Genomic DNA, 16,047 nt, shown 5'->3' with positions numbered 1-16,047 from the left:
GTATCAGTTTTTGCGCCAGGCTCACCACTTATGCCACCGGCGCGGCTCTATTCTGTGGTCATGACAACAGAGGAGATTCTCATGACCACGATCAAAAACCGCTATGGCTTTGGCGATCAGCAACCTGGCAACAACAGTGTAGGCAGCCAGGAACACCCATCGCTTGCCCATATCGTTAAACAAAAACCATTGCGCGTGCTCAGCGAAGCCGACTGGGCGCACTGGCAGCGATTCGGTTACGTCGTTGTGCGTCAGGCCATCTCGCCCGACCAGGTCACTGCCACCGGCGATTTTCTCTGGGACTTCCAGGAGATGTCTCCCGACGATCCGGATAGCTGGTATGCACCTCAACGCCGCGATCACGCCATGGTTGAACTGAACAACAGCGGGATGGTGGAGTGCTACAACCATCCGCTGCTCTGGGCGAACCGGCAAACGCCCAGAGTCTACAATGCCTTTGTCGATATCTGGGACCGCGAAGACCTCTGGGTCACCATCGACCGCGCCAACCTGAACCCGCCCAACCGCTCAGGCCGTGCCTTCAACGGGTTCATTCACTGGGATGCGAACACCACGCTTGACCCGCTGCCAGTCAACGTTCAAGGCGTACTGGCTCTTAGTGACACCACACCCGAAACCGGCGGCTTCCAGTGCGTTCCGCAGCTCTTTGAACATTTCGACGACTGGCGACGCCAGGCCCCGGCTGACCGTGACCCGTTCTCGCCCGGTCAGGATTGCGGCTACCCGACCGAGTTCATTGCGATGAAAGCGGGCGATCTGCTGATCTTCAACAGCCTGCTCGCCCATGGCATTCGCCCGAACCAGTCCGACACCGTGCGCCTTGCGCAGTACATCGCCATGGTGCCGGCCGAGGAAGACAACCTTGAAGTGCGAGATTGGCGAGTCACCTCCTGGCGCGACAGGGTACCGCCCCAGGGCTACGCCTTCCCCGGTGACCCGCGCGAATGGGAGCAGACCCGCTACCCAAGGGCCGAGCTGACGGACCTGGGGCGAAAACTGTTGGGATTGAATTCCTGGTATTCGTAACGTTCAGCAGATTGCTGAGCCGGGGATGTTCGAACCATTGGCGTGCCCGGCAAGCAGCAGGATCAGTCGATTTTCAAGCGATACAGCTTTTGCGAGGGAATAAAGACAAGTGCTTTACCAGCCTTGAATTGCCGGAACAACCCGCTATCGACCAGTTGCAGCAAATCTGATCGAGCAGTCTCATAGGAGGTTCCATGTGCATTCTGGTGATCTTTGACCCTGACCTCGATGCCCGGGTTATCCAGCGCATGATCAATAACATCCAATTGCCGGTGATTCAGCACCTGGCCAACATCCGAGGCATTTAACATGTCGAGAATTCGCGACTTCTCCCGGGCTTTTTTAACCAGGAAAGACTGCAAATCTTCAATGGCCGCCCGGATAACACCCAACTGATGATCAATAAAGTACGTCAGGTCACCTTCATCCGTTTCAGTGTACAGATAGGCCCGCATATAGCTTGCCGGGCTTTTTTTAATGATCCGGGAAATGGAAACATACTCCATTAACCAATATTTCTCACGAGCCATAATCAGGTAAAACAAGGCACGGGCGGTGCGACCGTTGCCGTCGACAAAGGGATGGTCATAGCTAATCATAAAGTGCGCAACGATCGCTTTGATCAGCGGATGAATATAGTCGGCCTTACTGAAACGATCTTCATTGATAAAGTCACAAAGCCGCTGCAGGCGCGCTGGCAATTCAACGGCTGGCGGTGGCACATGAACGATGTCATCACCCGAGTGAACACAGATATCATCCTCTTTGGAGCGAAACCGACCTGCCTTGTCTGCATCCTCCCCGAGTAGCGTCCCCTCTGTCAGAATTCGATGAAACTCAAAAACAATGCTGGGTGTTATTACCTCGTTCTTGCTGTCACGAATAAACACCATCGCCTTATAGTTGTTAAAAATCATGGTTTCGGAATGATCATCAGGGTCGCGGCCACTGCGAATCATGTCCCGGGCTACGCGGCGCGTCGTTGCAGCCCCCTCCAACTGACTGGAGGTAATGGCTTCCTCGACCAAAGAGCTAATCTGGTAGGTACGCTTGGTTACCGGATCCTGAATAGCAGTATCGCTCAGAACTGCGCCAGACGCATGCTGATCGATCCAGGACAGATCCCGGTCTACACCACCGGGCTTGCAAAACCAAAAGGGCGTTTCCGCCACATCGACCAACTGGTTGAGCACCGTGCGCGGATTCCTCGCTGCCTTTACCAGATACCAGTGTTCCTCGGCTGTATATCCCGCCGGAGTCGGTAAATGGCGCAGCTTTTCCCAGTGAACATAACGATCCCTATGGTCATAGGGACCGAGCGCTGTATTGCCCAGTAAGGAAATGGCTTTGCCCCGATCGCCTGAATCCAGAATCCGGGACAGCACACTTTGGGGGTCGGGCGGAGTTTGAGGTCTCTTCATGGTTTGATCACTCAGTATGAATCTCCCAAACTAGCGTAAACTCCTAATTTTTTCAATATTAGTAGATAAATCCCAGATTGGCACATAAAGCTTGATATAGAGCCGTCCGCTGATCAGTAACGAGAGCCAGTTCATACTGATAATGGCCGAGACACAGGCATACCTACCAACACCCACATCCTTTGATGCTCCGGTGCTCCATAGAATCACGCAAGAGTTAGTTGCATATGAAACCAACAGGCACTACGCTTCGGCTCATATAGTTCCATTTGAAACCATAATAGCCCGAGGTTCTGGTCATGACACCCTCACCCGATTATCAAAGTGGTTTTCGCAACCAGTTCTCTACTGAAGCGCTGCCCGGCGCACTGCCTTTAGGCCAGAACTCACCCCAACGCTGCCCTTATGGCCTGTATGCCGAGCAATTTTCGGGCTCGGCCTTTACCGCTCCGCGCCATCAAAACCTGCGCAGCTGGTTGTACCGGATACGGCCCTCGGTGCTTCAATCTGCCTACCGGCCACTGCCGGAACATTCAGTGGAAACCGCCCCACTGCAAAACCCGGCGTCCGACCCGAATCAGATGCGCTGGGATCCGATGCCGATCCCGACTGAGCCGACTGACTTTGTCGACGGTTTGTTCACCATCGCGGCCAACGGCGACGCCAATACCCAAACCGGCTGCGGCGTTCATGTATATGCATTCAACACCGACATGACCCACCGGTTTTTCTACAACGCCGATGGCGAACTGTTGATTGTGCCGCAAATGGGCAAACTGATACTGCGCACTGAAATGGGTGTGCTTGAGGTCGCCAGCGGTGAAATCGCCGTCATTCCCCGCGGCATCAAGTTCCAGGTTCGGCTTGGCGAAGGCACTGACGCGGCGCGGGGCTACGTCTGCGAAAACTACGGCAGCCCGCTGGAATTACCGGGCCTCGGTCCCATTGGCGCCAACGGCCTGGCCAACCCGAGAGACTTTCTGGCACCGGTCGCGGCTTATGAAGACCTCACCGGTGAATTTGAACTGATTGCCAAGTTCTCCGGTCGGTTCTGGGCCGCTGATCTTGGCCATTCGCCACTCGATGTCGTCGCCTGGCATGGTAACGTCGCTCCCTACAAATACGATCTGGCGCGTTTCAACACCGTCAACACCGTGAGCTTTGACCACCCCGACCCCTCTATTTTTACCGTGCTGACCTCTGCATCAGACACACCGGGCGTGGCCAATATCGATTTTGTGATCTTCCCGCCGCGCTGGATGGTCGCCGAGAACACCTTTCGCCCGCCCTACTTTCACCGCAACCTGATGAGCGAGTTCATGGGGCTGATTCACGGCGAGTACGATGCCAAGGCAGAAGGCTTTGTCCCGGGCGGTGCCAGCCTGCACAACTGCATGTCGCCACACGGGCCGGATGCCGATACCTTCAACAAGGCTTCGAACGCTGAACTGACCCCACAATACCAGGGCAACACCCTGGCATTCATGTTTGAGAGCCGCTACGTTTTTCAACCAACGGCAGCGGCGCTGAACAGCAATCATCGCCAGCGGGATTACGTGACTGTCTGGTCAACGCTGACGTCGCAGTTCACGCCAGATCAGCGCTGAAACGAACCCAATACCTGTCCTACACTCACACTGACAGCAAGGATTAAAACGCCATGAAACTTGCCACCCTCAACACCGGCCGTGACGGCAACCTGATCGTTGTCTCGCGGGACCTGATCCAGGCTGCTCCGGCTAACGATATTGCCGCCACGCTGCAACAGGCCCTTGAAAACTGGGACACCGTTGCGCCAAAGCTAATAGCCCGTTATGCAGAGCTGAACGCAGGAACAGCAAAAGAAGCGTTCAAGCTGGATGTGAATCAACTGCACTCTCCACTGCCTCGCACCTATCACTGGGCCGACGGCTCGGCCTATCTGAACCATGTGCAACTGGTGCGCCAGGCACGCAATGCCGAGATGCCTGAGACCTTCTGGACCGATCCGCTGATGTATCAGGGCGGCGGCGACTGCTTCCTGAGCCCAACCGAAGACATCGAAGCCGTAAGCGAAGACCATGGCATCGACTTTGAAGGTGAAATCGCCGTGATCACCGACGATGTACCGATGGCAGTCACGCCCGAACAGGCCGCCAGCCACATCAAGCTGATCATGCTGGTCAACGACGTCAGCTTGCGTGCTCTGATTCCCGGCGAACTGGCCAAAGGGTTCGGTTTTTTCCAGGCCAAACCCGCCTCCAGTTTTTCACCGATCTGCGTCACGCCAGATGAACTCGGCGATGCCTGGCGCGATGGCCGCGTCCACCGCCCGCTAACCGTGCATCTCAATGGCGAAAAATTCGGCGAACCCGATGCCGGGCCCGATATGATTTTTGGCTTCCCTCAACTGGTGGCTCATGCCGCTAAAACCCGCTACCTGGGCGCCGGAGCAATCATCGGCTCAGGCACTGTGTCCAACCCCGATGCAGCAGGTGGCCCGGGAAAACCGGTCAGCGACGGCGGCGTAGGCTACAGTTGTCTGGCGGAAGTTCGAATGGTTGAAACCATCGCCCACGGCGCCGCCAAAACGCCGTTTATGCGGTTTGGTGATCGGGTTCGTATCGAAATGTTCGACCCAGAAGGTCAGAGTATTTTCGGCGCTATCGACCAGAAAGTCAGGCAATATAAGCCCTGATGGCAAACACTGAACCGCCTTCAGTCCATTAAAACAGAAGAGGCATTCCATGCTCACATTGCACAGTTACTACCGGTCTTCAGCCGCCTTTCGGGTGCGCATCGCGTTGAATCTGAAAGGGCTGGACTATCAGCAGATTCCGGTCAATCTGTTGAAAGGTGAGCACCGACTGGAAGCCCACCGGCAACGCAACCCGCAAGGGCTGGTGCCGGTACTGGAAACGGAAGGCGGCGAAGCCCTCTCACAGTCGATGGCGATCTGCGAATACCTCGAAGAATCTTACCCGCTAACGCCCCTGCTGCCGGATGCACCGGTAGCCCGGGCCCGCGTGCGGTCTCTGGCGATGCTGGTCGCCTGTGAAATGCACCCTTTGAACAACCTCTCGGTGCTGGGCTACCTGACCGATACAATCGGTGTCGATGAAGCCACCAAGCTCGCCTGGTACCAGCACTGGGTTACCAAGGGCTTTACCGCGTTTGAAACCCGCCTGACCCAGGACACCGCGACCGGTTCATTTTGCCATGGCGATAAGCCGACACTGGCCGATGTGTTTCTGGTACCCCAGGTGTTCAACGCCGAACGGTTCAACTGCGACCTGAGCGCCTATCCCACCCTGGTCCGGATTGCAGCACGTTGCCGCGAGCTGCCCGAGTTTGCGAGAGCAGCACCGGCTGCGCAGCCGGATGCCGTTTAGACGATTTAAGCAATTGCCATGAGTTTGATAGCCAGGAGCTATGTCGACTCCCTGCTTAATATATATCGCTACTAACTATATAAGCTTCAATCCCGGACTTGCCCTATCGAAAAAGACCGTCCCATATTAAACTGGCGCCCCTCTGCCCAGCCGCTCAAAAACAGGACTCGTCATGACTTTTTCGACTGAACAGTCAAGAAATGTCGTTGTTGTCAGCAACGTCGCCGATAACCCCTTCGCCATCGACATTGCCTACGCCGTCGGACAACTGGAAGACATCGCTGACAAGATCAGCATGAAACAGTTCATGAACTCTGAATTTTGCCCCCGATTCATATCCGACGAACAGGACATGGACAACATAGGCCATACGCTGGATGGCAAGATCGTCGTCATCGTCAGCACCAGCAGCCACCTGAAAAGCCGCCAGGAACTGGCCATGGCCAATTTGATCATTGCCCGGGCGGCCAAAGAGAACGGCGCCAAACAGGTTGTATTGGTCGAGCCGGATCTGTTTTACAGCGCGCAGGACAGAGGGCCTCGCAACGACCTGGGGGAAACGCATTTCGAACGCGATATTAAAGACATTAAAAAATTCGACGGCCAGCCTTTCACGGCCAAGCTCTACGCACAGCTACTCAAGCTATCCGGTGTCGACACGGTACTGACGGTTCACAATCACTCCAGTTCGGTTCAAAAAATATTCTCAGCTGTGTTCGAAGGTGATTTTCACAACCTGATTCCCTTCGAGATTTACGCACACTACTTATTAAATTCCGACATCCTGAATTATGGCGAAAACGGCGAGGGCCTGGTGCTGTGTGCCCCCGACAAAGGCGCTCGCGACTTCGTCAAGGAAATGTTCAGCACCCTGGGCCTGAGCAAAGCAAAGTTCATCATGCTCGACAAAGAACGGACCGATGAGCGCAAGGTTGAAATAACGCTGCACAAAGAAAGCGAACATACCTTTGAAGGGCTGGAAGAAGCCAGCGTCATTCTATTCGACGACATGGTACGTACCGGCTCTACCGTCGTGAAATCCTGTCAATTTCTGAAGCAGATTAATCCAAAACGGCTGGTGTTTGCGGTGTCTCATTTCTACGCGAGTGATGAAGGACGGGAGCGTATGGCTCACCCCGCCATCGATGAAATTCTGACGCTCAATACCCTACCCACCATTTTGAATCGCGATGAGCAAGGCCGGCTGCGCAAAAAACTGGTGGTGCTGAAAATAGAAAAGTGGCTGGCTCAGGAGTTGTGTCGCATCGTTGGCTTTGCGCAAACCGAAGAGCTGAACCCTTACAAGATCGACATGTCTTCGAAAAACCCACGCTTCAAACGAAAAATCTGGTACAGCGATGAACTTCCCACGCTGAATCAGGCCGCGAAATAGAAAGCATCGAAGCATTTCGGGTTTCATCCAGTCGATACTCAGCCAGTGCAGAGTATCGACTGAAAAATCACCCTTGATTCAACGTCACCTCAACTACAAAGACACTACCCGATTGTCTTTAAAACGCCAGACCCGGCTTCAATACCCGCCCCGACTTGAACCGCTTCAGTGAAAACGGTGTCAGGTCGTGCCCCACTGAACGCTCTGTTACCAGGTCAGCCACCACGCGTCCGATAGCCGGACCAATACCAAAACCATGGCCGCTAAGACCGGTAGCAATCACCAGACCCGGCAATTCAGCGGCCCGGTCGATGACCGGTATTTCATCCGGAAGGGTATCGATCATCCCGGCCCACGCCTGACGGATGGTTGGTCTGCCGAACTCGGGCCACACCCTGGCAAAGTGATCGAGCGCGGCATTCAGGGTGCGCATATTCGGTTGCGGATTCAACACTCTCAATCGCTCAAAAGGCGTCACTTCACCGGACTGCCAGCGACGTGACGTGCCCCAGGCATCAGGGAAGCCACTGGGTGCTGCCAGGCGAAAGCGGGTGGTTTTCAGACCGGATTTCACTTGCTCCCGGAAGGCGCCAAAATACCGGAAGGCATCTGGCCCCAGATAAAAATCGTGCGAAAACCCATGGGCGATGGTGTAACCGCCATCAGCTCGTGCTCTGAACGCGAGTGAGGGGTCTGCTGCGCCTCCTGCAAAGGCAACCGGCATCGAGTCTGTGGCCATCGCCGATGCCAGCACACTCAGCTGAGGCAACGCGATGCCCTGTGCCCTGGCAAACAGAGACGACCAGGCACCACCAGCGAGCACAACCTGATCGCACCCTATGCGACCGGCTTCGGTATAGACGCCACTGACCTTGCCGCCCGATGCATCCAGTGAACGCGCCGCACAGTGCTCGCGGATGATGACACCCGAACGTTTCGCCAGCCGCGCCAGCGCAGGAACAGCCAGCCAGGGCTCGGCCTTGGCATCGCTCGGTGTATGCAAACCACCGAGCCAGTTACCCCGGGCCCCGGGCAGTTGATCGGCCAGTTCCCGGGCGCTGAGTACCCGACTGTCGACACCGGCTTCCCGTGCAAAGGGCAACCAGCGTTCATAGGTATCGAGCTCTGCCTGATCGGCCGCCATATAGAGTACGCCGGTGGTTTTGAACCCGATGTCTTCACCGACGTCACCGGCCAACTGATGCCACAGCCGATTGGCTTCAACCATCATCGACAGTTCAGCCGGATGACGCCCTTGCTGGCGAATCCAGCCCCAGTTGCGGGACGACTGCTCACCGGCAATCCGGCCCTTCTCACAGAGCACGACGTGCTGACCCTGTTTTGCCAGGTAATAGGCGGTCATTACTCCGGCAATGCCACCGCCGATAACTACCGTGTCACAGGATTGCGGCAGTGAATCCTGATGGTCCAGGCGGGAAAGATCAGTAAAGGGGAACGCAGCCATGGCGAAAAAAACCTCAATATTCATGGAAGACCAGCGCGGCTTGAATTTACCCTATCACAGGTACTGAGTTATCGGGTATTGGCAGCCCTGCCAATACTTTGGAGACCAAATCGGGTAACCTGCCTGACGATTGAATGGGCAATACCGGATACAAAACCATGCTGGACATCCTCAATAGCCAACTCGCAACAGAATTGGAAAACTCACCCAAATCTCCTAAATATCTGTGCCTGAGAGATGCGGTACTGGCCCTGATTGTCGCCAACACCTTACCCGCCGGCACGCGCTTGCCGACTGAGCAAGCGCTCGCCAAAGCCCTGCCTTTGAGTTTGGGCACTATCCAGAATGGATTGAAGTCACTGGTCGACAGTGGTGACCTGGTCCGCCAGCGCCGCCATGGCACTTTTGTTGCCGACATCAATCACAATCGTGAAATCGGCACCCCGACTTTCCAGTTTATCCGCCCCGACGGCACACCGGTCAGACTGGTCTTTATCACCCTGTTAAAACGGGAAGCGCTGAACAGAAAAGGCCCGTGGCAGGATCATCTGGGTGCCTGCGATGCAGGCTATGTGCATCTTGTCAGACAAGACCGAATCGACGGTGCTTTTCACTGCCATACCGAGGTCTACCTCAGGGCCGATCTGGCGGCGGGACTGCTTGATGCTGATCCGGACCAGCTGGAGCACGAAACGCTGATTCCACTGTTGCAAAAAGCAGGCACGCTCAATACCTGGCAAGCCGTCAATCGCCTGACTCAGTTGACCCTTCCCAAAACGGTACACCGCATTGTCTGGCCCACTGACTCTCCGGCTGACGCCAGGGGACTGAGGCTAGAAACACACTACCAAACAGATCTGGGCGATACCTTTGCCTGGCAGATAATGCACATCCCCCTCAATGACTACAGCATTTCAATGACGACCCGGTCGGCCTAGTGGTCCATGCGTGAAGTTCGGTTGCGGTTTGCGCCGCCAACCGCTGGGAGCCAGTCAGTAACCAACGATCACCGATAAACCCAGGGACTCGCTTGCCGTTGGGTTTATGGACCCATCTTTGCTCACCCGGAACGTTCACAACGCCCGCCTCTCAAACAGCCATCTCGAACTGAACAAACTTATACTATATAGTATTGACTTCATCCAAACCCCCTCGATATACTTCTTTCCGTCTCATATCCAAAACTAAATATCATATGTGAGACACAGAGCTGACCTAATCACTATGACTGGCAGGAGGGTGTCATGAGCTGGCAAACCGTATGTACCAGGAATCAGGTCCAGGAGGACTTCCCATTTTCGGCCAAAGTTGAAGGCCAGGAAATTGGCGTTTATGTGCTCGACGGCGAGTATTACGCGCTCGAAGACGTCTGCCCTCATGCCTACGCCCTGTTGTCACAGGGGTTCGTGGAAGACGGCAAAGTCGAGTGCCCGCTGCATGAAGCCATGTTCGACATCAAAACCGGTAAGTGCCTGCGCGAACCCGCCGACCGCGACGTCAAAGCCTATCCGGTTCGCATTCTGGATGATGCCATCCAACTCCAACTCAGCGATGAGGGCTAAAACGATGACTGCCACACAGACACCTCCGGACTACAACCCGCAGCTGAAAGACTGGGCCAAAATCATCCCGTCTTCCGAACCCGACCAGGGCCGCATTGAAGCACCCGGCGGTTTTGATAACCGGGTTTGGCAAACTCGCGAGCGCGTGCCTGAAGCCTTTGAACTGGCGCTGATCGAAGGCCTGGAAACCGTGTTCACCGAAGGTGCCGGATCATTGCCCGACATCATCACCGGGCTCAACAACGCCGGCTATCAGGACCGTCAGGGCGAAGCCTGGACAGAAGCCAGTTTTCTGCAGGAAATGGCCATCCTTGGCCGGTAATCAGGAGGGTATCTTATGAGTACGTCACACCCCGAAATCGATCCGCAAACCTATCTTGATGCTGGCTTGCGTTCACTTTGGTATCCGGTCATTGCCAGTTGGGAATTGGGCAGCAACCCGCTGGGCATCACCCGCCTTAATGAAAACATCGTATTGTGGCGCGATCACGACGGCCAGATTCAGGCCATTGAAGATCGCTGCCCACACCGCGGCGCTCGCCTCTCACGGGGCTGGAACCTGGGTAACCGGCTGGCTTGCTGGTATCACGGTGTTGAAGTCGATGGCACCGGCACAGTGTGTGACGTCCCCGCCATCAGCAACAGCACCCTGGTCGGCCAACCCTGCGTAAAACGCTACCCCGTTCAGGAAGCGCATGGCGCTGTCTTTGTTTGGTTCGGCGCTACCGACAACGAAGCACCTGCAAAGCTTGAGCTGCCCGAACAATTAGCCGATACCGACCGCTACGGGCACTTTCTGTGCACGGCCACCTGGCAATGCAACTACCAGTATGCAATCGACAATGTCATGGACCCGATGCATGGCACCTTCCTGCACGCCAACTCCCACTCAATGGCCGAAGGTGACCGCCAGGCAGAGATGACCCTGGAACCCACCGACAGTGGCTTTATTTTTAAGAAAACCGAACAGGTTGGTATTAATTTCGACTGGGTTGAATACGGCAAAAGTGGCGCACTCTGGCTGCGTCTGTCGATTCCCTATCAGAAAAAGTTTGGCCCGGGCGGACCGTTCTGGATTGTGGGCATGGTTGTTCCTGAAGACAACGACAACTGCCGCGTCTTCTTTTGGCGGGTGCGTGAAGTCGACGGCTGGCAACGCCAGGTATGGCGTTTTCTGTACCGCAATAAACTCGAAGGTTTGCATTGGGATGTTCTGGAACAAGACCGGGTGATTCTGGAAAGCATGGCTCCCGATGCCCGCCACCAGGAACATTTATACCAGCACGATGTGGGTCTGTCCCGGTTACGCCGCGTCCTGTTGAAAGCGGCCAAACAGCAGATTGCTGAGCGCCAGGAGGCGGCAACTCATGCGTGATGCATTGCTCGACAAACGCATAATGGTGACCGGGGCCGCTCGCGGGCTTGGCCGCAGCATTGCCGAAGCGGCGGCCAACCAGGGCGCGCGCCTGGTCATCACCGACATCCTCACCGAAGAACTGGCGCAAACCGCCTCGTCCCTGCGGGAACGTGGCGTTGAGGTCGAAGCCGTGCTTATGGATCAGGGCGATCCGGAATCCATCACCGCCGGTTTCGAACAAATCACCCGTAACGGGCACCTGGATGGCCTGGTAAATAACGCAGCCATCGCCACTCAGGTTGGCGGTAAAACACTGGAAGAGTACGACCTGGACCTGTGGGACAGAGTCATGCGTGTGAATGTGCGTGGTCTCTGGCTGACCACCCGGGCCGCCGTGCCACTGCTGGCTAAATCGCCGGCTGGCCGTGTCGTGAACGTAGCCTCCGATACCGCCCTGTGGGGGGCTCCCCGGTTAATGGCTTATGTTGCCAGCAAGGGGGCCGTCATCTCCATGACCCGATCGATGGCCCGGGAACTCGGTGATCGGGAGATTTGCGTCAATGCCATTGCACCGGGCCTGACCCACTGCGAGGCCACCGAGTACGTGCCTGAAGAGCGCTACCAGACCTATCAGCAGGGCCGTGCACTGAAACGCGAACAGCACCCGGCCGACATCGATGGCACCGTCGTGTTTTTGTTGTCGCCCAGCGCCGGGTTCATTACCGGTCAGTTAATTCCGATCAACGGCGGTTTTGTCTGCCGCTGACCGACCCATTGAACCCGGGAGCCGACCCATGACTGATCAACCAGTTTCAAAGAATCAGGAACCAAATGACCGCCACATCGTGGTTGTCGGTGGCGGACAAGCCGGCGGCTGGGTGTGCAAAACCCTGCGCCGGGAAGGTTTCAGCGGGCAACTGACGGTTGTCGCCGATGAGGATTGTGACTTCTATGAACGGCCACCGCTGTCAAAAGCAGTGCTGACCGGCGAGCCCGAATTGCCGACACTGTTCAGTGACACAGACATTCACAGTCTCGATATTCATTGGCAGCGGCCGCGCAGCGCCCGAACTCTGGACGCCGATGCCCATACCCTGACACTCGACGATGGCACCGTCATCCCCTACGACCAACTGGTGCTGGCAACCGGCGCTCGCGCCCGTATTCCGGTAGCCGCCTGGTCAGATGTACCAGGCGTTGTCACCCTGCGAAGCTGGCAAGACGCAGTCAACCTGCGCGAGGCGCTGGGCAATACCCCGCATCTTGCCGTGATTGGCGGTGGCTGGATTGGCCTCGAAGTCGCGGCCAGTGCTCGCAAACTGGGCGTGGAAGTCAGCGTCTATGAAATGCAGGACCGGCTGTGTGCTCGCAGCGTCGGCGAGGAAGTGTCAGCTGCCCTGCTCGACTTGCATCGCAACGCCGGCGTTCAGGTGAATCTGGGATGCACCGATCTATCACTGGAACCCACAGCGGACGGTCAGGTTGAGATAATGGCCCGGGGGCTGAATACCCTGACTACCCGCCTGGCTCTGGTCGGCACCGGTGTCAGTTTCAACCTTGATCTGGCCAGACAAGCCGGGCTCGCCATTGAACAGGGGGTGGTGGTAGATGACCAGGGTCGAACGTCCAACCCGGATATCTTTGCCGCGGGCGATATTGCTCAACACCCCAAGTTGAATCTCTGTCTTCAATCCTGGGCATACGCACAAAACCAGGCAATCGTCGTCGCACGTGCCCTGATGGGGCAATCCGAGCATTACGACGAACCTGCCTGGCTCTGGTCCGACCAGTATGGAACCAACATCCAGATGCTGGGCGTTCCTGATACAGATTCGCGCTGCGTTAGACGCGAAGAAGCCGATGGACCGGTATTTTTCTATCTGGACACCAGAGACCGGCTGACTCAGCTGGTCGCCTTTAACCAGGCCAGAGCCATCAAACTGGGGAAACGCTGGATGAGCAGTCAGCGCACCCTGGTGGCAGAGGATCTGGCCGATCCGGCATTTAACCTGATGTCGTTGCGCTAACAATCAGACACACAAAGCGACCCGATGGCGTTGACTTGAGCACGCGATGGGCATAAATTGAAAGAATCATATATTAAACATAGTTTCATATTTGAAACAAGCAACAAACCTGACACACAACGCGGTCGTGCTTACACCGTCCGCCAATACAACAAACAACCAACAGGTGACGCATGAGCGGACTAACAATTGGAATTTGCGGTGGTGGAATCGGCGGCTTATGTGCCGCAATCGCCCTCAAAGAACAGGGCCACGACGTGCGCGTCTTTGAACAGGCCAGCCAGTTTCTGCGCATTGGCGCCGATGTAAATCTGACGCCCAATGCCGTACGTGCACTTGATCAATTGGGGGTAGGCGAAGCCTTGCGCACCACAGCAGCCCGCCCGAATTACCGCATCAGCCGGACCTGGGACAGCGGTGAAGAAACCTCTCGCCTGCCGATGAACCAGTCAGCCGAGGAACGCTACCAGGCACCGCAGCTGACCATTCACCGGGGCGATTTGTTGCGCGCCCTGGAGAGCACCTTGCCGGACTCGGCGATCAGTCTCGGCGCCCGGGTAAGCCACGTCGGGAACGGAACCCGGCCAACCATTCACTTTGAAGATGGCAGCCAGGAAACCGTTGATCTGGTGATCGGCGGCGACGGCATTCATTCTGCGGTGCGCCGCTCATTGTGGGGCGATGACTCACCGGTCTTTACCGGGCTGGTGTCTTATCGGGCGGTCATCGACCGGTCCAGAGTCGATGTGCCCAATCTCGATTCATTCACCAAATGGTGGGGCCCCACACCGGATCGTCAGGTGGTGGTGTTCCCGCTGACGCGGGGTGAGGAGGTCTTCATTTTTGCCACCACCGCTCAGGATGACTGGCGCGAAGAATCCTGGACGTTGCCCGGTGATGTCGACGAGCTGCGAGCTGTCTATTCAGACTTTCACCCGGAAGTCAGAACGTTGCTGGACGCTTGCGACAGCGTCACCAAATCAGCGCTTTATGTACGCGAGCCCATGCCCCAATGGTCAAAAGAGCACACCACCCTGCTGGGTGATGCGGCACACCCCATGGTCCCTTTCATGGCACAGGGTGCCTGCATGGCCATTGAAGATGCTGTGGTGCTGTCACGCGCGCTGGAAGGTGCGACTTCCGCAAGCCTAAAAGCAGCATTGAATACATATGAACAGGCACGCAAGGAACGAACGGCAAAAGTGCAGCGAGGCTCTCGCGCCAACGACTGGCTCAAAGAAGCTGGCAATGCCGACTGGGTATATGGCTATAGCGCCTGGGATGTTGCACTGGCCTGACCGACCACCGGAACAACTGATACACCATAAAAATCGAACACTCGATAGCATGTCTAACAATTACAACCGAGGATAACGTCATGATAAACCGTTCACTGACAAAATTGGCCCTTGTACTGGCTTCAACCGCTGCGATGGCGTTCACCCATGCCGAAGAGATTCGCATGAACGTGGTTTCGTTCACGCCGAAAACTGCCGCGGTTTCCGATGGTTTCGTCCGCTTCATTGATGCGATCAATGCAGAATTTGATGGCGAACTGGAACTGAACTGGCGCGGTGGACCGGAAATCATGGATCCGTTCAGAATGGCCGATGCCGTGCGCAATGGCTCAATGGACATGGCAATGATGAGCCCCAGCTACTACGCCGGCCTGGTTCCGTCTTCGCCTTCGTCCAATATTTCTTTGAAAACCTACGAGGAAATCAACGCCACCGGCTATTTCGATCGCATGACCGAGATTCACGCCGAGCGCGGCCTGACTTACCTGGGTGAAATACCCGCTACGGATGTCAAATTCTACATCTTCCTCAAAGACGAAGTTACCGACCACACTGAACTGCAAGGTAAGCGAATTCGCGTATTCCCAACGGTCTTGCCCTTTGTCCGCGGTCTGGGCGCAGAGCCACTGGTGCTGCCTATTGGGGAAATCTACACCGCCATGGAACGGGGTGTTATCGAAGGGTTTGTTCAGGGTAATCTGGGTTGGGCTGAACAGTACGAAGATGTGGTTAACTACTACATTACACCGGCGATCTACCGGGCCGGTTTCAACGTGATCGTTAACCCCCGCGCCTGGAGCGAATTGCCGGAAGACCTGCAAACCCGGGTACAAACGTTCTTGCGTGAAGAGCTCGCGCCCCAACTGGATCGTGGCTGGCAGCCGATTATCGATCAGGGCAATCAGGAAGTGGCCGACGCTGGTTTCCAGGAGATCCGTCTTTCTGACGAAGCTGCCGCCGATTATCAGACCATTGCACTCGACGCCGCCTGGGATCACCTGGCAACCAAGATAGACCCGGAACTGGCCGCTGAACTGAAAGCGATGCTGGTAGACTGAAGTTCCAGTGAGCGGTGCCGGGTCAACCGCACCGCTCATGTCTGTTTC

At 56.1% G+C, this 16,047-nt stretch carries 15 protein-coding genes; 13 read left to right on the top strand and 2 right to left on the bottom strand.

Going from position 1 to position 16,047, the window contains the following annotated elements:
• The first annotated feature begins 81 nt into the window (after nt 1-81).
• Nucleotides 82-1,047, top strand: a complete 966-nt coding sequence (locus G565_RS0112525; protein ID WP_245584177.1) for a phytanoyl-CoA dioxygenase family protein — start codon at nt 82-84, stop codon at nt 1,045-1,047.
• A 62-nt stretch (nt 1,048-1,109) separates the two neighbouring features.
• On the opposite strand, the gene G565_RS0112520 is transcribed toward G565_RS0112525, so the two are convergent.
• Nucleotides 1,110-2,468 (bottom strand): Fic family protein, encoded by a 1,359-nt coding sequence (locus G565_RS0112520; protein ID WP_028671229.1) that lies wholly within the window; start codon nt 2,466-2,468, stop codon nt 1,110-1,112.
• 299 nt (nt 2,469-2,767) lie between these two features.
• Here G565_RS0112520 and hmgA point away from each other — a divergent pair, with 299 nt between their 5' ends.
• The 4 genes from hmgA (at nt 2,768) to G565_RS0112500 (ending at nt 7,232) form a co-directional block, all read left to right on the top strand.
• Nucleotides 2,768-4,075, top strand: coding sequence for a homogentisate 1,2-dioxygenase (gene hmgA, locus G565_RS0112515; protein ID WP_028671228.1), 1,308 nt, complete (start codon nt 2,768-2,770; stop codon nt 4,073-4,075).
• A 53-nt stretch (nt 4,076-4,128) separates the two neighbouring features.
• Nucleotides 4,129-5,145, top strand: coding sequence for a fumarylacetoacetate hydrolase family protein (locus G565_RS0112510; protein ID WP_028671227.1), 1,017 nt, complete (start codon nt 4,129-4,131; stop codon nt 5,143-5,145).
• A gap of 49 nt (nt 5,146-5,194) precedes the next feature.
• A complete protein-coding gene (maiA, locus tag G565_RS0112505) occupies nt 5,195-5,839 on the top strand; it encodes a maleylacetoacetate isomerase (RefSeq protein ID WP_028671226.1) in 645 nt (214 codons plus the stop codon).
• 172 nt (nt 5,840-6,011) lie between these two features.
• On the top strand, nt 6,012-7,232 hold the full coding sequence (locus G565_RS0112500) for a phosphoribosyltransferase family protein (RefSeq protein WP_028671225.1): 1,221 nt from the start codon (nt 6,012-6,014) through the stop codon (nt 7,230-7,232).
• 118 nt (nt 7,233-7,350) lie between these two features.
• On the opposite strand, the gene G565_RS0112495 is transcribed toward G565_RS0112500, so the two are convergent.
• Complete coding sequence (locus G565_RS0112495) at nt 7,351-8,721, bottom strand: NAD(P)/FAD-dependent oxidoreductase (protein WP_245584176.1); 1,371 nt, start codon at nt 8,719-8,721, stop codon at nt 7,351-7,353.
• A gap of 134 nt (nt 8,722-8,855) precedes the next feature.
• Here G565_RS0112495 and G565_RS0112490 point away from each other — a divergent pair, with 134 nt between their 5' ends.
• The 8 genes from G565_RS0112490 to G565_RS0112455 all read left to right on the top strand — a co-directional run bounded on the left by G565_RS0112490 (nt 8,856) and on the right by G565_RS0112455 (nt 15,999).
• Nucleotides 8,856-9,635 (top strand): GntR family transcriptional regulator, encoded by a 780-nt coding sequence (locus G565_RS0112490; RefSeq protein WP_028671223.1) that lies wholly within the window; start codon nt 8,856-8,858, stop codon nt 9,633-9,635.
• A gap of 306 nt (nt 9,636-9,941) precedes the next feature.
• Nucleotides 9,942-10,259, top strand: a complete 318-nt coding sequence (nirD, locus tag G565_RS0112485; protein WP_028671222.1) for a nitrite reductase small subunit NirD — start codon at nt 9,942-9,944, stop codon at nt 10,257-10,259.
• A 4-nt stretch (nt 10,260-10,263) separates the two neighbouring features.
• A complete protein-coding gene (locus G565_RS0112480) occupies nt 10,264-10,581 on the top strand; it encodes a recombinase-like helix-turn-helix domain-containing protein (RefSeq protein ID WP_028671221.1) in 318 nt (105 codons plus the stop codon).
• 15 nt (nt 10,582-10,596) lie between these two features.
• Nucleotides 10,597-11,634 (top strand): aromatic ring-hydroxylating oxygenase subunit alpha, encoded by a 1,038-nt coding sequence (locus G565_RS0112475; protein WP_028671220.1) that lies wholly within the window; start codon nt 10,597-10,599, stop codon nt 11,632-11,634.
• Complete coding sequence (locus G565_RS0112470; RefSeq protein WP_028671219.1) at nt 11,627-12,382, top strand: SDR family oxidoreductase; 756 nt, start codon at nt 11,627-11,629, stop codon at nt 12,380-12,382. The genes G565_RS0112475 and G565_RS0112470 overlap by 8 nt, the downstream gene beginning before the upstream one ends.
• A gap of 28 nt (nt 12,383-12,410) precedes the next feature.
• The gene (locus G565_RS0112465; RefSeq protein ID WP_051207853.1) at nt 12,411-13,643 is read left to right on the top strand and encodes an NAD(P)/FAD-dependent oxidoreductase; all 1,233 of its coding nucleotides are present in this window, start codon (nt 12,411-12,413) and stop codon (nt 13,641-13,643) included.
• Nucleotides 13,644-13,816: 173 nt separating this feature from the next.
• A complete protein-coding gene (locus G565_RS0112460) occupies nt 13,817-14,941 on the top strand; it encodes an FAD-dependent monooxygenase (protein WP_028671217.1) in 1,125 nt (374 codons plus the stop codon).
• A gap of 80 nt (nt 14,942-15,021) precedes the next feature.
• Nucleotides 15,022-15,999 carry a type 2 periplasmic-binding domain-containing protein gene (locus G565_RS0112455; RefSeq protein WP_028671216.1) on the top strand — a complete coding sequence of 326 codons (978 nt, stop codon included), beginning with the start codon at nt 15,022-15,024 and terminating at the stop codon, nt 15,997-15,999.
• The last annotated feature ends 48 nt before the right edge of the window (nt 16,000-16,047 follow it).

Source organism: Saccharospirillum impatiens DSM 12546 (assembly GCF_000423605.1).
Taxonomy (GTDB): Bacteria; Pseudomonadota; Gammaproteobacteria; order Pseudomonadales; family Natronospirillaceae; genus Saccharospirillum; species Saccharospirillum impatiens.
This window is presented reverse-complemented; position numbering and strand designations above follow the sequence as displayed.

Coding starts and splice junctions, on each gene's coding strand:
- G565_RS0112510 (WP_028671227.1), top strand. CDS start 4,129: ATGAAACTTGCCACCCTCAACACCGGCCGTGACGGCAACCTGATCGTT.
- G565_RS0112500 (WP_028671225.1), top strand. CDS start 6,012: ATGACTTTTTCGACTGAACAGTCAAGAAATGTCGTTGTTGTCAGCAAC.
- hmgA (WP_028671228.1), top strand. CDS start 2,768: ATGACACCCTCACCCGATTATCAAAGTGGTTTTCGCAACCAGTTCTCT.
- G565_RS0112475 (WP_028671220.1), top strand. CDS start 10,597: ATGAGTACGTCACACCCCGAAATCGATCCGCAAACCTATCTTGATGCT.
- G565_RS0112490 (WP_028671223.1), top strand. CDS start 8,856: ATGCTGGACATCCTCAATAGCCAACTCGCAACAGAATTGGAAAACTCA.
- G565_RS0112455 (WP_028671216.1), top strand. CDS start 15,022: ATGATAAACCGTTCACTGACAAAATTGGCCCTTGTACTGGCTTCAACC.
- maiA (WP_028671226.1), top strand. CDS start 5,195: ATGCTCACATTGCACAGTTACTACCGGTCTTCAGCCGCCTTTCGGGTG.
- G565_RS0112470 (WP_028671219.1), top strand. CDS start 11,627: ATGCGTGATGCATTGCTCGACAAACGCATAATGGTGACCGGGGCCGCT.
- nirD (WP_028671222.1), top strand. CDS start 9,942: ATGAGCTGGCAAACCGTATGTACCAGGAATCAGGTCCAGGAGGACTTC.
- G565_RS0112495 (WP_245584176.1), bottom strand. CDS start 8,721: ATGAATATTGAGGTTTTTTTCGCCATGGCTGCGTTCCCCTTTACTGAT.
- G565_RS0112520 (WP_028671229.1), bottom strand. CDS start 2,468: ATGAAGAGACCTCAAACTCCGCCCGACCCCCAAAGTGTGCTGTCCCGG.
- G565_RS0112460 (WP_028671217.1), top strand. CDS start 13,817: ATGAGCGGACTAACAATTGGAATTTGCGGTGGTGGAATCGGCGGCTTA.
- G565_RS0112465 (WP_051207853.1), top strand. CDS start 12,411: ATGACTGATCAACCAGTTTCAAAGAATCAGGAACCAAATGACCGCCAC.
- G565_RS0112525 (WP_245584177.1), top strand. CDS start 82: ATGACCACGATCAAAAACCGCTATGGCTTTGGCGATCAGCAACCTGGC.
- G565_RS0112480 (WP_028671221.1), top strand. CDS start 10,264: ATGACTGCCACACAGACACCTCCGGACTACAACCCGCAGCTGAAAGAC.